This is a genomic window from Pedobacter sp. KACC 23697, from assembly GCF_045348445.1.
GTDB lineage: Bacteria > Bacteroidota > Bacteroidia > Sphingobacteriales > Sphingobacteriaceae > Pedobacter.
In genome coordinates this window covers 5,005,958-5,024,455 of the sequence record NZ_CP157485.1, presented here as the reverse complement: position 1 = coordinate 5,024,455, position 18,498 = coordinate 5,005,958, and the positions used below count along the sequence as shown (strand labels likewise).

Annotated in this window: 17 protein-coding genes; 3 read left to right on the top strand and 14 right to left on the bottom strand. The window is 38.2% G+C overall.

Annotated elements, in window-relative coordinates; genetic code table 11:
• Window positions 1-58: 58 nt before the first annotated feature.
• The 14 genes from ABEG20_RS20540 to pckA all read right to left on the bottom strand — a co-directional run bounded on the left by ABEG20_RS20540 (window position 59) and on the right by pckA (window position 13,318).
• Window positions 59-598 carry an ORF6N domain-containing protein gene (locus tag ABEG20_RS20540; protein ID WP_406825085.1) on the bottom strand — a complete coding sequence of 180 codons (540 nt, stop codon included), beginning with the start codon at window positions 596-598 and terminating at the stop codon, window positions 59-61.
• A gap of 57 nt (window positions 599-655) precedes the next feature.
• Window positions 656-2,023, bottom strand: a complete 1,368-nt coding sequence (gene nuoF / locus ABEG20_RS20535) for an NADH-quinone oxidoreductase subunit NuoF (RefSeq protein WP_406825084.1) — start codon at window positions 2,021-2,023, stop codon at window positions 656-658.
• Between the two features lie 75 nt (window positions 2,024-2,098).
• A complete protein-coding gene (nuoE, locus tag ABEG20_RS20530) occupies window positions 2,099-2,614 on the bottom strand; it encodes an NAD(P)H-dependent oxidoreductase subunit E (protein ID WP_293787518.1) in 516 nt (171 codons plus the stop codon).
• A complete protein-coding gene (locus tag ABEG20_RS20525) occupies window positions 2,607-3,821 on the bottom strand; it encodes an NADH-quinone oxidoreductase subunit D (RefSeq protein ID WP_406825083.1) in 1,215 nt (404 codons plus the stop codon). Before ABEG20_RS20525 ends, nuoE begins: the two co-directional genes overlap by 8 nt.
• A gap of 3 nt (window positions 3,822-3,824) precedes the next feature.
• The gene (locus tag ABEG20_RS20520) at window positions 3,825-4,325 is read right to left on the bottom strand and encodes an NADH-quinone oxidoreductase subunit C (protein WP_406825082.1); all 501 of its coding nucleotides are present in this window, start codon (window positions 4,323-4,325) and stop codon (window positions 3,825-3,827) included.
• Window positions 4,325-4,867: an NADH-quinone oxidoreductase subunit B gene (locus tag ABEG20_RS20515; protein WP_108197409.1), complete on the bottom strand. Its 543-nt coding sequence runs from the start codon at window positions 4,865-4,867 to the stop codon at window positions 4,325-4,327. The genes ABEG20_RS20520 and ABEG20_RS20515 overlap by 1 nt, the downstream gene beginning before the upstream one ends.
• A gap of 226 nt (window positions 4,868-5,093) precedes the next feature.
• On the bottom strand, window positions 5,094-5,465 hold the full coding sequence (locus tag ABEG20_RS20510) for an NADH-quinone oxidoreductase subunit A (RefSeq protein ID WP_138819655.1): 372 nt from the start codon (window positions 5,463-5,465) through the stop codon (window positions 5,094-5,096).
• Window positions 5,466-5,547: 82 nt separating this feature from the next.
• Window positions 5,548-7,269, bottom strand: a complete 1,722-nt coding sequence (locus tag ABEG20_RS20505) for a tetratricopeptide repeat protein (RefSeq protein WP_406825081.1) — start codon at window positions 7,267-7,269, stop codon at window positions 5,548-5,550.
• Between the two features lie 135 nt (window positions 7,270-7,404).
• Window positions 7,405-8,310: a PstS family phosphate ABC transporter substrate-binding protein gene (locus tag ABEG20_RS20500; RefSeq protein ID WP_406825080.1), complete on the bottom strand. Its 906-nt coding sequence runs from the start codon at window positions 8,308-8,310 to the stop codon at window positions 7,405-7,407.
• Between the two features lie 242 nt (window positions 8,311-8,552).
• Entirely contained in the window at window positions 8,553-9,371 is an 819-nt protein-coding gene (locus ABEG20_RS20495) for an energy transducer TonB (RefSeq protein WP_406825079.1), read from the bottom strand.
• 18 nt (window positions 9,372-9,389) lie between these two features.
• Entirely contained in the window at window positions 9,390-9,896 is a 507-nt protein-coding gene (locus ABEG20_RS20490) for an ExbD/TolR family protein (RefSeq protein ID WP_406825078.1), read from the bottom strand.
• A gap of 3 nt (window positions 9,897-9,899) precedes the next feature.
• Window positions 9,900-10,517 (bottom strand): biopolymer transporter ExbD, encoded by a 618-nt coding sequence (locus ABEG20_RS20485; RefSeq protein ID WP_293742858.1) that lies wholly within the window; start codon window positions 10,515-10,517, stop codon window positions 9,900-9,902.
• Window positions 10,518-10,595: 78 nt separating this feature from the next.
• A complete protein-coding gene (locus ABEG20_RS20480) occupies window positions 10,596-11,426 on the bottom strand; it encodes a MotA/TolQ/ExbB proton channel family protein (RefSeq protein WP_406825077.1) in 831 nt (276 codons plus the stop codon).
• Between the two features lie 296 nt (window positions 11,427-11,722).
• Window positions 11,723-13,318 (bottom strand): phosphoenolpyruvate carboxykinase (ATP), encoded by a 1,596-nt coding sequence (gene pckA, locus ABEG20_RS20475; RefSeq protein ID WP_406825076.1) that lies wholly within the window; start codon window positions 13,316-13,318, stop codon window positions 11,723-11,725.
• Between the two features lie 319 nt (window positions 13,319-13,637).
• Between pckA and ABEG20_RS20470 the strand changes: the two genes are divergently transcribed.
• From ABEG20_RS20470 to ABEG20_RS20460, 3 genes are all read left to right on the top strand, one after another.
• A complete protein-coding gene (locus tag ABEG20_RS20470; protein WP_406825075.1) occupies window positions 13,638-14,429 on the top strand; it encodes a hypothetical protein in 792 nt (263 codons plus the stop codon).
• A gap of 651 nt (window positions 14,430-15,080) precedes the next feature.
• Window positions 15,081-17,534 carry a bifunctional aspartate kinase/homoserine dehydrogenase I gene (gene thrA, locus ABEG20_RS20465; protein WP_406825074.1) on the top strand — a complete coding sequence of 818 codons (2,454 nt, stop codon included), beginning with the start codon at window positions 15,081-15,083 and terminating at the stop codon, window positions 17,532-17,534.
• Between the two features lie 15 nt (window positions 17,535-17,549).
• Window positions 17,550-18,482, top strand: coding sequence for a homoserine kinase (locus tag ABEG20_RS20460; RefSeq protein ID WP_406825073.1), 933 nt, complete (start codon window positions 17,550-17,552; stop codon window positions 18,480-18,482).
• The last annotated feature ends 16 nt before the right edge of the window (window positions 18,483-18,498 follow it).

The following is an 18,498-nucleotide window of genomic DNA, read 5'->3' as shown; positions in this document are numbered from 1 at the left end:
TTCTTTTTATTTCTTGATCTCGCATTGGTTTGTGTCTCCACTAACCCATTCAATTATATTATTTCCCTTCCGGGATTTTATAACCAATTTCTTTTCTTGGTTGTTGTTGCTGCTCCAGTAGCTCATCAAAATACCTGAAGATGACTTCAATGTTTTTATCCTGGTTATCTACTTTCTTTTTTATCTTTTCTACTTCTAATCTTAAGTTCAGGTTCGAAGCCAATAATTCTCTAATTTCTGTAAATACTCTAACAATTTGGATATTTACCTCAATGGCTTTATCGCTATTTAATACACTTGCCAGCATTACCGCCCCATGTTCTGTAAAAGCATAAGGTAGAGCTGATGAGAATTTCAATTTATTTAGGTGCTCGAATTGCGAAATCAAACTATCTTTTTCATCCTTTGTAATCTGAAACATAAAATCTTCTGGAAAGCGTTTTATATTTCGTTTTACCTGCTCATTTAATCTTTTAGTAGTTACCCCATAAAGCTCGGCCAAATCAGTATCAACCATTACTTTTTTATCTCTCATTTCAATAATTTTATTGAGGATAATCTCAGCTGGTATTTTTACCGACAATTTATCTTTAGCCATAGTTATATATTTCAAAGGCGGTCGCAAATTGCGACCAGCTCCTAAGTAAAATATTACTTATTTTTCTTCCGTTACCGGAGCTTTTTCAATTGGGTTTGCATAATTAGCAATACCATAATTTTGGCTCTGGCTCTTTACCGGCTCTTTAATATGCCATTCAAATTCATCCCTGAAGTGACGTATTGCACTGGCAACCGGCCAGGCAGCAGCATCACCCAACGGACAAATCGTATTTCCTTCAATTTTACGTTGGATATCCCACAATAAATCAACATCCTCCATGGTTCCATGTCCGTGTTCGATTTTGTGCAATACTTTTTCCATCCATCCTGTACCTTCACGACAAGGAGAACATTGTCCACAGCTTTCGTGGTGATAAAAGCGAGAGAAATTCCAGGTATTACGTACGATACACTGATCTTCATCAAAAGCGATAAAACCACCCGACCCTAACATGGTTCCAGTTGCAAATCCACCTTCTGATAAGGATTCATAACTCATTAAACGAGGTTCGCCGTTGGCCAATTTTAAAGTGAGGTTAGCCGGTAAAACAGGCACGGATGAACCACCGGCAACTGTTGCTTTTAAGCGTTTGCCATTGGCAATACCGCCACAATATTCATCCGAGTAGATAAATTCTTCTACAGGTAAACCCAATTCTATTTCATAAACACCCGGTTTAACTAAATTACCAGATGCTGATATTAATTTTGTACCCGTACTTCTACCAATACCGATTTTGGCATACTCATCGCCTCCATCATTAATAATCGGCACTACTGCAGCAATAGATTCAACATTGTTTACTACAGTAGGGCAACCATATAAACCCGCAATGGCCGGAAACGGCGGTTTAATACGTGGATTACCTCTTTTGCCTTCCAGTGATTCTAACAAAGCAGTTTCTTCACCACAAATGTAGGCACCACCGCCGGGTTGAACATACAATTCTAAATCATAACCTGTTCCTAGAATGTTTTTACCCAACCATCCGGCAGCTTTAGCTTCAGCAATTGCTTTTTCCAAAATGCGGATTTGAGGCATCATCTCCCCACGTACATAGATATAAGAAACCTTTGCGCCTAAGGCGAAACTGGAAACAATCATTCCCTCAATTAAAGCATGGGGAATATAGGTCATCAAATAACGGTCTTTAAAAGTTCCTGGCTCTGATTCATCAGCATTACACACCAAATAACGTGCAACACCTTCTGGTTTAGCCAAAAAGCTCCACTTCATCCCGGTTGGGAAACCTGCACCTCCGCGACCGCGTAAGCCTGATTTTTTAACCTCTTCCACAATTTCTTCTGGTGTTAAGGTTTTAAGGGCTTTTTCGACAGCACGGTACCCACCTTTCTGGCGATAGACCTCAAGTGTATTGATGCCCGGTACGTTTATATGCTCAAGTAACAGTTTTCGAGACATTTTAATTAGTCTATAGTCTGTAGTCTATAGTCCATAGTCCTGAATCAAAGCGACTCATGACTTAAGACACTCGACTTAGGACTTATTTTTCAAATCTTCAATCAATTTATCTACACTTTCAGTAGTTAAGTTTTCGTAGAAAGTATATTCCGGGCTAATTTGTAGCACCGGGCCATAACCACAGGCGGCTAAACATTCAACCCCTCTAAAGCTGAATAAACCATCGGCAGTAACTTCACCTTCTTTAACACCCAATTTATTTTCCAGGTGACTTAATATTTTTTCAGCACCAACCAGGCAACATGGGCCAGTACGGCAAACCTCCAGGGCATATTTACCTTGTGGTTTTAAAAAGTACATGGTATAAAATGTAGCTACCTCGTAAACTTCAATTGGCTGGATATTTAAATATTCAGCAACTTGATCCATAGCTGAAGTAGGCACCCAAAGAAATTCAGCCTGTACCAAATGTAATAATGGCAATAAAGCTGACTTTTGTTTTCCTTCCGGATAACGGCTTTTTACTTCATCAAATTTGGCCAGCAATTCTGATGAAAACACTACAGGTGTTTGTTCTTCTACTTTAAGCATCTAATTCTCCTGCAATAATATTCATACTACTCATGTTGATGATAGCGTCAGACAACAACATGCCTTCGCTCATCGGTGCAAACATCTGGTAGTTTATAAAACTTGGTCTGCGAAAGTGTAAACGGTATGGAGTACGTCCTCCATCGTTAATCAGATAAAATCCCAATTCGCCGTTTCCACCTTCTACAGCGTGATAAACTTCTGCTTTTGGTGCATCAATTTCACCCATTACAATTTTGAAGTGATAGATTAATGCTTCCATATTATTGTAAACTTCCTGCTTTGGAGGAAGGTAAAATTCAGGAACATCGGCATGAAAAATACCTTTCGGCTCTGTTTTTAACTTCACAACTGCCTGTTCGATAATGCGGACACTTTGCCACATCTCTTCATTCCGCACCAAATACCTGTCATAAATATCGCCACTTGTACCCACCGGTACTTCAAAGTCGAAATCCTGATACGAGGAATACGGATCGCTTATGCGCACATCATAATCTACTCCGGTAGCCCGTAACAGTGGGCCAGTCCAGCTGTATTCTAAAGCAGTTTCTTTAGTTACCTCTGCAACGCCAGCCGTCCTGTCAATAAAAATACGGTTACGCGTTAACAGATTTTCAAACTCTTTTAATGCTTTAGGGAATTCTTTTAAAAACTTATCGATTTTGGCAAAGGCAATATCATTGAAATCTCTTTCAAAACCACCAATGCGCCCTATATTCGTGGTCAAACGTGCACCACATACTTCTTCAAAGATTTCGTAAATATGCTCACGAAACTGAAAAAGATATAGGAAAGTAGTGGTAGCTCCTGTATCCTGACCAATAATGGTATTACAAATAATGTGATCGGCAATACGCGAAAGCTCCATAATAATTACCCGGAGATAATCTACACGTTTCGGCATCTGAATATTCAACAGCTTTTCCACCGTCATGTGCCAGCCCATGTTATTGATAGGCGAAGAACAGTAGTTTAAACGGTCGGTAAGTGGTGTAATCTGATAAAATGGGCGATGCTCGGCAATCTTTTCGAAAGCACGGTGTATATACCCAATAGTAGAAACGCCGCTCACAATACGTTCGCCATCTAATTGCAGAACGTTTTGAAAAACGCCGTGGGTTGCAGGGTGTGTTGGACCTAAATTTAGGGTTACCAGCTCACTTTGCGGGTCGTTATCTGTAAATACCGGATGGTTATGATTCATAGTTTACCTTCCAAAAAATTCATCTTTTTTATCTACCCTATTCGGATCTTCTAAGGAATATTGTTTCAGCATCGGGTGAACACCTAAATCATCCATATTTAAAATACGGCGTAAATCAGGGTGGCCTTCAAATTTAACCCCGAACAGATCGTAAGTTTCACGCTCCATCCAATTTGCACCTTTCCATACCGTTGTGGCCGTAGGGATAGTTGGGTTTTGTTCTGAAATGAATACTTTAATCCTGATCCTTACTTTTTCAACCATGTTGTGCAAGTGGTAAACCACTGCTATACCATGATCTTTACCCGGATAATGAACTGCTGTAATATCTGTTAGAAAATTAAATTTTAATTCTTCTTTAAGATGTGAAAGCACATTTACGATAACATCTTTATAAGTTACAAAAGTTAATAAACCATAAGGTTCAGAAACAGCAGTAACTTTTTCGCCAAACTTTTCAGTCAGTTTAACGTGTATGTCGTTATTTAGTGTCGTTCCTTCCATTATTTAATGCCATACTGGCCTAAAAGTTCTTTGTAATAATCAGAATTTCTTCTTCTGCCCGATTCGTTCTTCACTAAATCCTGAATACGTTGGAAACCATCTAAAATAGCTTCTGGCCTTGGCGGGCATCCCGGAACATAAACATCTACGGGAATTACCTCATCAATGCCTTGCAACACGGAATAAGTATCGAAAATACCGCCACTACTTGCGCAGGCACCAACTGCCATTACCCAGCGTGGCTCTGCCATCTGGATATAAACCTGCTTTAATACCGGGGCCATTTTTTTTGCAATGGTACCCATAACCATCAAAACGTCTGCCTGGCGGGGAGAAAAGCTTAAACGCTCTGCACCAAAACGACCTAAATCGTAGTGAGAACCCATGGTTGCCATAAACTCGATCCCACAACATGAAGTTGCGAAAGGTAAAGGCCATAATGAATTTGAGCGGGCCAAACCAATCACTTTATCAAGAGAAGTGGCAAAAAAGCCAGATCCTTCTATTCCTGGAGGCGCATCAACTATATTAATTTCACTCATGTTATAAACAAAAAATGCTCATCCCTTTGCAGAATGAGCAACAAATTTACAATATTTTAAAGGCAAACGAGCGAGCTTTACTTGATTTAGAACCTTTCTAAATAAAAAAGATGCCATTAGTTAGTGTATGTGATACACATTCAGTTTTCAGTTGGCCATTTGCAGTTTAATGTCTATAACCGAGTCCTATTAACAGCCAATTGTGAACTAAAAACTGTGAACTGAATTAGTTCCAGTCTAAAACTTTTTTCTTGATGACGTAAATGAAACCAAGCAACAATGTACCCATGAAGATGAACATTTCAATCATTCCATCCATCCGTAATGCACGGAAATTAACCGCCCAGGGATACATAAAAATAACCTCTACATCAAACAGTACAAATAAGATGGCTACTACAAAATATTTGATAGAAAAAGGCTGACGGGCATTACCCACAGATTTTATACCTGCTTCAAAAGTTTCTAACTTATCACTCGTTTTGCGTTTTGGGCCTAAAAAGTGGGTAGCAACCAATGTTGTTACCACAAAACCTAAAGCAACAATTACCTGGAATATAATTGGTAAAAAATCTATAGCTGAACTTTGCGCTTGCATAATCTTTATTTTGTGATGCAAAAGTAAAAGAAAAAGGCAGAGTAACCAAACTCTGCCTTTTCTAAATTATTTAACTTTAAAATTATTTTCCTTTACCTTTTGCTTTTGAAGCACCTGCCGGCGACTGCAATTCTTTAAGTTTGGCGGCAGCAAAAGGACCCTGAGGATCTAACGCTATACTTTTGTTTAGAAAGTCGATAGCTTTTGCTTTATCTTTATCAGCATAATATGCACCAAGATAATCATAAGCTTCTACAAGGTTTGTTTTATTTGTAGCTTGTTCTTCTGGTTTAACCAAGCTGATATATTTTTCAAAGAGTGGAATAGAAGCATATTTTGGATTTGCTTTATCATCTAAAAGATTAGCAATCCTTGCTCTTGTAAAATAACCTAATGCAAATTCAGGAGAAACTTTATTTAAGTGACTCAATGCTGAATCGGCTTCAACTAATGCAGCGGTATTTAAAGGCTTTTTATCTTTTTGCGCAAAATATCCTTCTAAGAACCTGGTTTGACCTATATAATAGTAATTGGTTAATGAACCTTTACCATTTGGATTGTACTTAGTTGCTAAAGTATAAATTTCAGCTGCCTTACCGTATTTCTTCGCTTTATACAAAGCTAAACCAGCCTCTGCTAATGCATCAGCGTTGGTCGAATCGATTTTTGCTGCTTCGATAATATTATTTACACCTAAACTATCCTGGCCAGCTTTTAATTGAGCTTTACCCAAATAAAGATAATCGTTACCTAAAATTTTAGATTTGTCTTTCTCTTTTGCAAAAAATTCAGTTAAGCTGGTTAATGCCTGAGGATAATTGCCGTTTTCATAAGCGGCCCAACCTTTCATCCTCGCAACAACATTGCCCTTAGGATCATTTGCGGGAACCTGTAACGAAGAAGCCACTTGCTCTAATGTTTTATAATCTTTTGCATAAAACAAGAATTGAGCATAACGTAATTGAGACTCTAAAGATTTATCAGTTAAATCCATGTATTTTTTATAATTCTCAATTGCTTTTGCAGCTTTTTCTTTATCAACACCAAAGCTACTCCATTGCAAGTATAATTCACCTAATTCACGGTAAGCCGGACCATAATTAGCATCTGCTGCAATTACATCCTGTAACTCTTTTTCTCCTTCAGGAAAAGCCCTCGATTCCTTATACATTTTACCGATCTGCGTTTTTGCTCTTCTATTGTTCGGATCAACATCGTTTACACGCATATATGGGCCTAATGCTTCAGAATTTTTCTTTTGTAAAGCATAAGCATCACCTTGTGCCAGGAAAACTTCTGCATCCTTATCTTTAGCATCCAACTCATCAGCTTTAGTGATGTTGGCTAAAGCGTTGGTAAAGTCAGGTTTTGATACATCATCACTTGGTTTATCCTGTGCTAAATAAGCTTTACCGATATACAAATAAGTTTTGTAATCTTTAGGAGCCAATGCTACAGCTTTATCAAAATTAGTTTTTGCTGATGTTGGATCATTAGATAACAGATCCGCTTCGCCCAAACCAATTAAGTTTAAATTATTTTTAGGATCAGCGGTAATACCTTTATTAAATACAGCTCTAGCTGAATCTATATAACCGGTTTTTAAATAAACCAAACCAAGATTGTAATAATTTTCACCATCTGAAGCTTTTGAGCTCACCAGCGATTTAAGCATTGATGATGCTTTTTGATATTGCTCCGCGTCGATGGCTTTTTTCGCGTCATTTAAATTTTGAGCAAAAACTGCAGAACCCATCAACACCAAACCTACATTTAAGGTTATTGCTTTCTTTAAAATTTTCATAGTTCTTTATTGTTTTTTAATGGTCATGAAACTTGTTCTATCATACAGGTTCCATCTGATATTCTATTCTTTTTGTTTAATACAAATGAAGTGTCACTTTTGGATTACTTCGTGGTTCAATTTATAATTTTTAATTTAATTTCCTTTAGTCAGGTTAATTTGTCTTGGCATTAATTTATGTGGGCCAAGTCCAGATTTAAGTACAATCAATTGTCCCCTCTGACTTCTTAACCATGTTGCAAATCCTGTGCCTAAACCATCTCTTCCTTCGCAATCTATAATATTTATGTTTCTCAAGAAAGGATAGACACCATTAATTAAGTTATCCTGAGTTGGTTTATAGAACTGATCATCTCCCACTTTACCCTTTACATTCTTTACCCCCAATGCCTTTATCTGAGAAAGATATTCGCTCATTTCTGCATCTTTGCCCGTGATCCAATTCACGCCTAAAATACCAATAAAATTTTTATCTTCTGCAATAAGCTTGATTACTTCTTTGCTAGAATTTTTTGAGTAAACACCTGTAGCAGGAAATTGTTTAATATTGGCCAACTCTTTAAAATACTGAAAGGTACTTGAATAAGCGTTATCAAAGACCAACTTTTTGTCTGATTTCTTCCCCTGAAAAATGTCAATTATCTCTTTAACGTTAATGGTGCTGTCTATATTGCCTTTATTGGTAATTAAAGCAATACCATCAACAGCAAAACGCGAAGTATTGATTTTAATACCGCGTTGGTTGTAATACTTTTCTTCTGATTTGGTTAATAACCTTGGTAAAACAATTACCCTTATGCTATCATTCAAGAATGCAGGCAATAGCTTTTCTTCAGGTTTAACTGTAGTCTGGAACTTGGCATCCGGATAATCTAAACTAAAAATATCAATCTGATCCTGAACAATCGGTCCAACACTTTCATCAACCAATATTTTTAAGGTACCACTTGTTCTGGTTTCTTTAACAACAACTGCTTTGTTTTTACGCTTGCAGGATAAGAGTAAAGCGAGTACACAAAATATTAAAAGGATTTTTTTCATTTAAATGATTAGTCGCGCCTACCGAGGCTTAAAAGTCTTACAAAAGCATAAATAATGAGGAAAATACCAATTGTAATACGTCCCCATTGCGGAATAGCACTTAAACGAAGTGCAATAGGTTTATAAAATATAAATGCGACACCAAGTATCACATAAAAAATGAACATGATAAGGCCTAAAATGAGCAAAAACCGCTGTTTAGGCGATTTTTGCTTAAAGATATCGAAATTTAACATTTACGATTAGTTCAATGTAAAGTTAACGTTGATGTTGTATTTTACCCTTACCGGCTTACCATTCTGGATACCTGGGTTCCAGCGTGGGCTCGCTTTCAATACACGGATGGCTTCTTCATCAGTTCCGCTACCCAAACCACGGGTAACTGTGATATCAGTTAATTTACCATCTTTTTCCACAACGAAAGATAAAAATACTTTACCCTGAACGTTGTTTTCCTGTGCCATTGGCGGGTATTTTATTGCCTTACCTAAGTAGGCATAAAATTTAGAGATACCTCCCGGGAATTCTGGCTGTTTCTCGATACTCACAAAGTCGTAAACTTTATTGTCATCAACCGCAACAGCAGCTTCTCTTTTTGGTCCTTCTCCTACCGGTTCAGCAATGTTAATCTCTGCTGTAGGATCACCTTTGATATCCCTCTGACCTGGATCAGCTTCCTTCAATTTTTCAACTGTAGGTGGTTCATCACGAACCTCAATATCGGGTTTTACAATTGGAGGTGGCATTTTCACCTGGTCAACCTTTGGTGGCGGTGGCTCTACCGGTGGCGGTGGAGGTGTTTCCGGGTTTACAGGTGGTGGTGGAGCTAAAATCACTTCCTGTGCTTTTACCTGTTCTTCCTGCTGATCCATTGAGCCCTTGATCAGGCTGTAGATCTTTGGAGAGAAAAATAAAATAAGGAAGATAATAGATCCAATAATTAAGGCTCTTGTAGTGTTACTACCATTGGTTTTACGCAATTGGTACGCACCGTAGCTTTTGTTTTTATCTTCAAAAACCACTTCAAGCCATTCTTTTCTGAATATATCTAACTTCGACATAAAATTGGTTTTATTTGATTATAAAATTCCCTTTTCTTTCATGAACTGCTTCTCATTGTCAAGGATATTATCATCATCGATCTGACGAACCTTTACTTTAAGAATTTCCAACTCGTCCATCATATCCACAAAGTTCTGAAAGGTAGAACCTGATGTCGGTTTTACAAGTACAACAAAGTCGCCTGCAACACCTGAAGCATCAGCTGCTTTTCTATTTTTTACAATAGCATCTTCAATCTGCGAACCTGATTCGATTGTTGGTGCACTTTCGCCAGCTACTCCCATGTACCAAGCTACTTTATTGTTTTTACCCAATAAAATGGTCATCGTTTTACTTGCTTTCAGCTCTAATCTGTTTTCAGGTAACTTTTCGTTTTTATCCGGCTTTGCAATATCCATCGCCTGTGGCGTAGAGATTACTGTTGTTAAGATAAAGAAAGTTACCAAAAGAAACATTAGATCCACCATTGGGGTCATATCAACCCTTGGCGTGGCTTTCTTCCCGCCCGTGTTTAATTCTGCCATTTCTTATTTCTTCTTTTTAGCTTCAGAATTAGTTACCAACAAAAATTTGTTTACACTTTGTTTCTGAAGTACATCAATAATCTTTTTCACAACTGGATACTCTTCTTTAGCATCGCCTTTGATACTGATACGCATATCCTGATTGTTGATCTCTTTTGTAGCCTTACGTGCATTCAGTACCCAAGCATTTAATTGATTATCGGTCGAATCAGATGGAATACCTGGCTGAACACCTGGCTTCATACGGTCGCCCGCATTCATTGCAATTAACTGCTTTAAGCTTTGAATAGGAACACCGAAACTTCCGATTCCGGAGAATCTAACCGTTTCTTCTGGTGTAAATTTCACACCGTATTGTTCGCCCATCAGCTGCAATGTTTTTTCTCTCACTTTTGGTCCTGCTACTTCAAAGAAAACTTTTCCCTGGCCAATGGTCAATATCGCATTGTTTTCTACCGGCACCTTAAACTCATATGTAGATGAAGGTGTAGAAACAGCTAGGGGTTCTGGTTGTCTTGCCGTAGCAGTTAAAATGAAGAACGTCAGTAACAATGCCGCCACATCGCACATTGCGGTCATGTCTGTTACTGTACTGGTCCTTTTTACTTTAATTCTAGGCATAATTTTTTTTACTAGTTTTAATAATGATGATCTTTTTTCCGGTTTTCCATAAAGCCGGTAAAAATTTTTTCAAAATTCTTATTTATGCGAACTAGCGTATGTTTGAACGATGCTGAAACCAGCCTCATCGATTGCGTAAGTTAACTTATCGATTTTAGATGTTAAGATGTTATACATGATAATCGCTAAAGTTGATACCGAGATACCTGTCATGGTGTTGATCAAGGCCTCAGAGATACCTACCGCTAATGCTGCCTGATCCGGAGCACCAGAGTTAGCTAAACCGGCGAAGGCACGGATCATACCTGTTACTGTACCCAATAAACCGATCAAAGTACCGATTGATACCAAAGTAGCAATAATGGTTAAGTTTTGCTCTAACATTGGCATTTCCAAAGCTGTAGCTTCTTCAACTTCTTTTTGGATAGCAACGATAGATTGCTCAACATCCATATTAGTATCAGCTTCAACTTCGCTGTATTTTTTCAAACCAGATTTAATTACGTTAGCAACTGAACCTTGTTGTTTGTCACATTCAGCTTTAGCTGCTTCGATATTACCTGCATTTAATAAACCTTTTACTTTAATGATGAAAGTATCTAAGCTTGATTTACCACTAGCTTTACCAATAACAATTAAACGCTCGATAGAGAAAACGATTGTTGTTAATAATAAACCGATCAAAACGGCAACAATAGGACCTCCTTTGTAAGCTGTACCTGGGTAATTGTTAGGTAATGGTAAGTTTTCGTTGTTGTTATCAATAAAGTTCGAAGGATCTCCCAATACATATTTCCAAATCACGAATCCGATAACGATACAAATAGGAATAACTAATGTTGCGAAAACATTTGAAGCACTAGAAGAGCTCTCTTTTTTAACAGTTGCTGGTTTTGGTGCGTTTGCCATTTTTTTTGAATTTTTAGTTTTAGTTCTTGTTTTTAATTTTAGCTGTTTTTTCTTTTTGTACTACACTCAACGTTTCTTATCCGAAATTGTTGCGAAAAACAAATTTATAAATTGATTTTAAATTACAAATTAATAAATCAATAAACAATTAAATCGTTACTTAGAATTTAGTTTCGGTAACCACCCAGGGTGTATAACAAAAAAATTGCCCCAGCCGAGGCAATTCTTTCACAATAAAAACTAAAAAAAACTCCAATTGCAAATTTTTCGTTCAAAAAATGCATTTTAAAGCACATTTAACATAATTTTAACGCCTCGTGTCTGCTTTTTGGCACTTTTGTCAGTTCGAACTGCGTGAAATTCTCTGTAAAGGCATTAGATAGTTCGTAAGCTTTCAGAAAGTATTCTTCCTGGTTGCTCCATATTTTAGAGGGGTCTAAAATTTCATCAGGTACGCCGGGGCAACTTAATGGCATCATTAATTTAAACACGTGGTGCTGCTTATATTTATTATGATCTAAATCTCCGTTTAACGCTGCTGAAATCATTGCCCTGGTATAACTTAATTTCATCCTTTTACCTACACCATAAGCGCCTCCGCTCCAACCGGTATTCACTAACCACACATTTACCTGGTGTTTTTCCATCTTCTCACCTAACAATGCGGCATATTTAGAAGGATGTAGCGGTAGAAAAGCCTTGCCAAAGCAAGCTGAAAACGTTAATTGAGGCGCTGTTATCCCGGTTTCTGTTCCTGCAACCTTTGCGGTATAACCGCTCATAAAGTGGAACATGGCCTGTTCTACATTCAGTTTTGAAATTGGAGGTAATACGCCAAACGCATCTGCAGTTAAGAAAAAGATATTTTTGGGAACAGCTCCTATTGAAGGTAAGATGGCATTTTCGATATAATCTATTGGATAGGCCACTCGGGTATTTTCTGTTTTACTGATATTGCTGTAATCCACCTCCAGTGTACCCGGAAAAAAATTAACATTCTCCAATAGAGCGCCAGATTTAACTGCTTTAAAAATCTGAGGCTCTTTCTCTTGTGTTAAATCCACACATTTAGCATAACAACCGCCTTCGAAATTAAATACCGAATCTTCCCCCCATCCATGTTCATCATCACCAATTAATGCTCTTTCCGGATCGGCTGACAAGGTCGTTTTTCCGGTTCCCGACAAGCCGAAGAAGATAGCGGTATCTCCATTTTTACCCCTATTGGCTGAGCAGTGCATCGGTAAAGTGTTATGATACACGGGCAGAATAAAATTTAAAACCGAAAAAATGCCTTTTTTTATTTCGCCGGTATAACCTGTTCCGCCGATCAGAATCATTTTTTTGGTAAAATTGATGACGGAAAAGTTTTGCTGCCTGGTTCCATCTAATGCCGGTTCGGCCAGGAAACCCGGTGAAGCAATAATGGTCCACTCTGGTATAGCCCCTAAATGATCTTCATCCGGACGAATAAACAAATGATGGGCAAAAAGATTCTGATAAGCTGTTTCGGTAATGACCCTAATGGATATAGAATAATCAGGATGGGCACAGGCAGAAGAATCGCGGACATAAATCTTCTTATCTTCAAGGTAATTGGTTAGCTTGTTAAATAGCTGGTCGAACTTTTCAGTAGAGATTTTAATGTTTACATCGCCCCACCAAACCTGATCTTCGGTGATGTCGTCGCAGACAATAAAACGATCTTTGGGAGAACGGCCGGTAAACTTTCCGGTGTCAACCGCAAGTGCCCCTGAAGTGGCCAACATACCTTCTTTATTTAATAAGGCCTCATCAATTAATTCCTTAGGAGATAATTGGTACTTTACAGCAATGTTCTCGCCTAGATTTAAATAACTTAAATCTGGCGTTTGCAGTTTCTTTTTGCTCATAACAATAAGTTAGTTAGTGAGGCAAAGGTAAAAACTTATCTCGCACAAAAACGACTATTAAAACGTAATTTTTTACATATTGTAGCAAATACACTATGACTTAATTAGCTGATATTAAATAAATTGAGTCTTATTTTTAACACATAAAAAAATTAAAAATATACACTAAGTAAAATATAATAAATGGTTTTAGTGCACTTATTATTTTAAGAGATAAGACTTTAAGTGCTCATAAATATTTAATAATAGAGTTAAAAAATTAACACACCATACAGAAATGAATTAAACATTATACTTTTATCTTGCAATGTGATCAACAATGACCTGGGAAATACTTAGAAAAAAGATATATTATATTGATGGCTCTTTAAGGGATATCTATGTTAAAGATACTAGCATGGAAGATTGGGAGAAATGGATAGATCTTATAAATACTGGTTACAAAGTGAAATTTTACAATGGGCTTTCGGGTGAAATTGAAAGCCAGATTGATAAAAGCATGGTATTCGATTATTGGAATGGAAAAACAGACTTATTGAGCAATGTTACCATACATTTAAAAGATATCCTTGTTAAGTGCTATTTTTTTGGTGGCGATGAAATTGAAAATGATATTACCCCTTCAGAAATTAATTCGATCGAAGACCATAATAGGCTTGTGGATTATTTAAAAGATGTTTCTGCCTGCTTAGATAAGGAAGTGATGCTAACGCCTGAAAATTATTCGGAATGCGACAAGAAATTAATTATTGTTAATGAAAACGAAATTGAGCTTAATTTACAAGATTATCCAATTCATAATCATCTAAATCAAGATAAAATTAAAGACGATAGCGTAAAGAATTTATCCATCATCGCCTTAACAATTTTATTGTTTCTTTTAATTTGGAACATCGTTCCAATTGTACAGGTTAAAATGCAGTTGGTTAGCGATTTCATTCCGAATAGCCTTATTTATAATATAGCCAAGCCTTTTATATACATTAGTTCTATTCTGTTTTTGGTTAATATAATTGCTTATATATTATTCTTCAAAAGGAAATATATAACTGTAGTTATTTTAGGTGGGATTTCCTTTTGTCTACATGGATTGTATTTGCTTTTAAATTAACCACCTTGCAGGCACCCTCCGAAAAGAATCGGAGCAGGCTCTCCAAAAGAGAGGAATTAGACGCGCTGGAAAGGTAACCCACTTAAATAGTAGCACCAACCCGCATTAAATAAACCTGATAAAAACGGCAGATCCAGATCGCACAAACAACCAAACCGCACTACCAAGGGACTATAGCGGTTAGCAGGGCTGCAATTTCCAAAGAACTACTGAAACATCTTTTCTAATAATTAAAATTTACTGATCAACAACCCCGCCCTACAGGCATCCTTCGAAAAGATCGGAGCAAACTCTCCAAAGGAGGAGAATAATACGGCTATTTCATTTACTTAAACGTTTTAATAGAAATTTCGAAATAAAATTTAAAAAACATTTGTATTTTAAAAAAATTATCTACTACTTTACCGATGTAAAGATACCCCAAACCAAGATGAATTTTAATACTTCAATTATTACAACGATTATTATTACCACCGGTATAAACCAGCGGGGCTAATTTGTTGTAAATTGAAAAAACATAAAACACAGAGAGCGTCCCGATGAAAATCGGGACGCTTTTTTTTTAAACCCATACTGAATGAAACCTGTACAAACGAGCATTTTAAACCACATTCCGGTGCAGCAACAAACGGTTAAACCTAAATATAAATAATGAAAGTACTCAAATTCGGCGGCACATCCGTAGGTTCGGCCGAGAACATTAAAACGCTATTACGCCTGGTTGGCGAAGAAAAACAGAAGAACAGGCCGATAGTTGTATTATCGGCAATGAGTGGTGTAACCAATCTGCTGACCGATATGGCCGAAATGGCTGAACGGGGTGAAGATTACGACACACATTTAAAAGAAATTGAGGCAAAACACTTCGCTGTAATCCGCGCACTTTTGCCTGCTGCAGCACAAAACCCGGTGTTTACGCGTTTGAAGATTTTTTTTAACGAGTTAGAGGATCTGCTACAGGCTGTAACCAACCTGCGCGAGTTAAGTTTACAAACCAAAGATCAGATTTTGAGTTACGGCGAACGCTGTTCTACCTTTATGATCAGCCATATTGCCTCGAAAAACATTGGCGATTCGCTTTATGTAAATGGATCTGAGCTGATTAAAACCGACAGCAACTTTGGACAGGCAAAGGTTGATACTGAACTGACCGAGATGCTGATCAACAATTTTTATCGGGAAAATAAAGACCAGGTACTTTTTGTAACTGGTTTTATAGCCAGCAATGCCGCTGGCCGGGTTACTACGCTGGGCCGTGGCGGTTCTGATTATACCGCAGCGGTTTGGGGTGCAGCATTAAATGCAGAAGAAATTGAGATCTGGACGGATGTAAACGGCATGATGACCGCTGACCCCCGTATGGTTAAAAAGGCTTTCTCCTTACCTGAACTAAGTTATACCGAAGCCATGGAACTGAGTTATTTTGGGGCGAAAGTCATTTACCCGCCAACCATGATCCCAGCTTTTATGAAAAGGATTCCGATTGTGATCAAAAATACTTTCGAGCCTGATTTTGTAGGAACCTATATCAAAAGCGATGTAAAAACATCAAATTTACCTATAAAAGGAATTTCTTCTATCAATCATATCAGCATTATCAACTTAACCGGAAGTGGCATGGTGGGTAAAGCCGGCTTTAGCGGACGTTTATTTTCACTGCTTTCGCGCGAACAGATCAACGTGGTATTGATTACACAATCTTCATCAGAACATAGCATTACTTTCGCCGTTAAACCAACAGATGCTTCGCAGGCCATTTCCCTAATCAAAAAAGAATTCGAGCTGGAACTGGATGCCAAAAAACTAGAGCTGCCAGAAGTTGAAAATAACCTCGCCGTTTTGGCTATTGTTGGCGAAAATATGAAACGCACCCCGGGAATGAGCGGACGTCTATTCAGCGCTTTAGGCCGTAATGGTATCAATGTAAGGGCAATTGCCCAAGGTTCTTCTGAATACAACATCTCGGTAATCATCAGTGCAGCTGATTTATCAAAAGCTGTAAATGCAGTACACGATGCTTTTTTTACCGACCTGAAAAGAACTTTAAACGTTTTCTGTTTAGGTACCGGAAATATCGGCAAAACCATGTTTAACCAGTTAAAAGAGCAAATGCCATTCCTCGCCGCCAATAACGATCTGCAAGTGAAGGTAACGGGCATTAGCAATACACGCAATATGATTTTCAATGCCGATGGACTTTCTTTAGAAAATTGGGAAACAGAATTGAATACAAATGGCGAACAGGCAGATTTAGCCGGTTTTGTTGCCAAAATGAAAGCGCTAAACTTACCCAACTGCGTTTTTGTAGATAACACCGCCGCTGAACAGCCTATTGAATTTTACCAGGGCATATTTGAAAGCAGCATTTCGGTGGTCACCTGCAACAAAAAAGGAAACTCGGCAGATTATGCACAGTATAAATCATTCAAAGACACCGCCCGTAAATTTGGGGTTGATTTTTATTATGAAACCAATGTTGGTGCAGGTCTGCCAATTATCCGTACACTACGCGAACTGATGATGAGCGGTGATAAGGTGGCCCGGATTGAAGCCATTTTATCAGGAACGATTTCTTATATCTTCAATAATTTTAAAGGTGAGGCTGGATTTTACGAAACGGTAAAGGAAGCACAGGAACTGGGCTATACTGAACCAGATCCCCGCGACGACTTGAATGGAAAAGATTTTATGCGTAAGATGCTGATCCTTGCCCGCGATGCTGGTTATCCGTTAGAAGCCAGTGATGTGAAAATTGATAACATTTTGCCTGATGCCTGTTTAAATGCTGCATCTGTTGAAGACTTTTATGCAGAATTACAGGCCAATGCGGCTTACTTCGAAAATTTAAAAAATACCGCAGCCAGTGAGGGAAAGGTTTTACGCTATATCGGTAAACTGGAAGATGGGAACGTAGAAATCAGCCTGCAAATGGTGGATGACAGTCACCCTTTTTACATGCTATCAGGCAGCGATAATATTATTTCTTTTACTACAGATCGTTATAAAACCCGCCCATTAGTGGTAAAAGGCCCTGGTGCAGGAGCTGAAGTTACCGCTGCCGGAGTTTTTGCCGATATCATTAATGTAGGTGCCTTAAATAAATAGCTAAGCCAATTCATCATGAAAAATAGTATAAAAGTTTTCGCTCCGGCAACCGTTGCAAATGTAGTTTGTGGTTTCGATGTACTGGGTTTCGCTGTTAACGAACCTGGTGACGAAGTTGAAATGCGATTTACCGATACACCGGGTGTGGTGATCAAAAAAATTACCGGTGATGACGGCCGCCTGCCTTTAGATGCCGCAAAAAATACCGTAAGTGCCAGCGTTCAGCATTACCTACGGCATATTAACCGCTTAGATATAGGTGTAGAAATTGAACTGCATAAAAAAATGCCTATTGGCAGCGGACTGGGCTCAAGTTCTGCCAGTACCGTTGCTGGTTTATTTGCCATTAACAAATTAATGGGTGATTTATTAACGACTAAGGAGCTGGTTCCTTTTGCCATGAAAGGCGAAGAACTGGCCTGTGGTTACGGTCATGCCGATAATGTTGCGCCAGCCCTGTTAGGCGGTTTTGTACTGGTAAGAAGTTACGAGCCATTGGATGTAATTTCATTACCTACACCTGCCGGAATGTATGCGGCAATTGTTTACCCGGAAGTTGACGTACCAACTAAAGATGCCCGCCAAATGATCCGGAGTAAAGTTGCTTTAAAGGACGCAGTTAAGCAATGGGGAAATGTGGCAGGTTTAGTGAGTGGACTATTTATGAATGATTTCGACCTGATTGGAAGAAGTATGCAAGATGTCCTGGTAGAACCAACCCGTTCAATCCTAATCCCTGGTTTTGAAGAAATGAGAAAACTAGCGACAGAAAACGGTGCAATAGGTTTTGGGATTTCAGGTTCCGGACCATCCGTTTTCGCCTTAACCAAAGACGAGGAAACAGCCAGAAAAATTACCAAATCGCAACAACAGCATTTACATAAAATAAATATTAACAGCAAAGCCTTTGTTTCTCCGGTTAATGCGGAAGGACCTAGCGTAATGTAAAATGGAAGATGGATGA

Coding starts and splice junctions, on each gene's coding strand:
- ABEG20_RS20540 (WP_406825085.1), bottom strand. CDS start 598: ATGGCTAAAGATAAATTGTCGGTAAAAATACCAGCTGAGATTATCCTC.
- nuoF (WP_406825084.1), bottom strand. CDS start 2,023: ATGTCTCGAAAACTGTTACTTGAGCATATAAACGTACCGGGCATCAAT.
- nuoE (WP_293787518.1), bottom strand. CDS start 2,614: ATGCTTAAAGTAGAAGAACAAACACCTGTAGTGTTTTCATCAGAATTG.
- ABEG20_RS20525 (WP_406825083.1), bottom strand. CDS start 3,821: ATGAATCATAACCATCCGGTATTTACAGATAACGACCCGCAAAGTGAG.
- ABEG20_RS20520 (WP_406825082.1), bottom strand. CDS start 4,325: ATGGAAGGAACGACACTAAATAACGACATACACGTTAAACTGACTGAA.
- ABEG20_RS20515 (WP_108197409.1), bottom strand. CDS start 4,867: ATGAGTGAAATTAATATAGTTGATGCGCCTCCAGGAATAGAAGGATCT.
- ABEG20_RS20510 (WP_138819655.1), bottom strand. CDS start 5,465: ATGCAAGCGCAAAGTTCAGCTATAGATTTTTTACCAATTATATTCCAG.
- ABEG20_RS20505 (WP_406825081.1), bottom strand. CDS start 7,269: ATGAAAATTTTAAAGAAAGCAATAACCTTAAATGTAGGTTTGGTGTTG.
- ABEG20_RS20500 (WP_406825080.1), bottom strand. CDS start 8,310: ATGAAAAAAATCCTTTTAATATTTTGTGTACTCGCTTTACTCTTATCC.
- ABEG20_RS20495 (WP_406825079.1), bottom strand. CDS start 9,371: ATGTCGAAGTTAGATATATTCAGAAAAGAATGGCTTGAAGTGGTTTTT.
- ABEG20_RS20490 (WP_406825078.1), bottom strand. CDS start 9,896: ATGGCAGAATTAAACACGGGCGGGAAGAAAGCCACGCCAAGGGTTGAT.
- ABEG20_RS20485 (WP_293742858.1), bottom strand. CDS start 10,517: ATGCCTAGAATTAAAGTAAAAAGGACCAGTACAGTAACAGACATGACC.
- ABEG20_RS20480 (WP_406825077.1), bottom strand. CDS start 11,426: ATGGCAAACGCACCAAAACCAGCAACTGTTAAAAAAGAGAGCTCTTCT.
- pckA (WP_406825076.1), bottom strand. CDS start 13,318: ATGAGCAAAAAGAAACTGCAAACGCCAGATTTAAGTTATTTAAATCTA.
- ABEG20_RS20470 (WP_406825075.1), top strand. CDS start 13,638: ATGACCTGGGAAATACTTAGAAAAAAGATATATTATATTGATGGCTCT.
- thrA (WP_406825074.1), top strand. CDS start 15,081: ATGAAAGTACTCAAATTCGGCGGCACATCCGTAGGTTCGGCCGAGAAC.
- ABEG20_RS20460 (WP_406825073.1), top strand. CDS start 17,550: ATGAAAAATAGTATAAAAGTTTTCGCTCCGGCAACCGTTGCAAATGTA.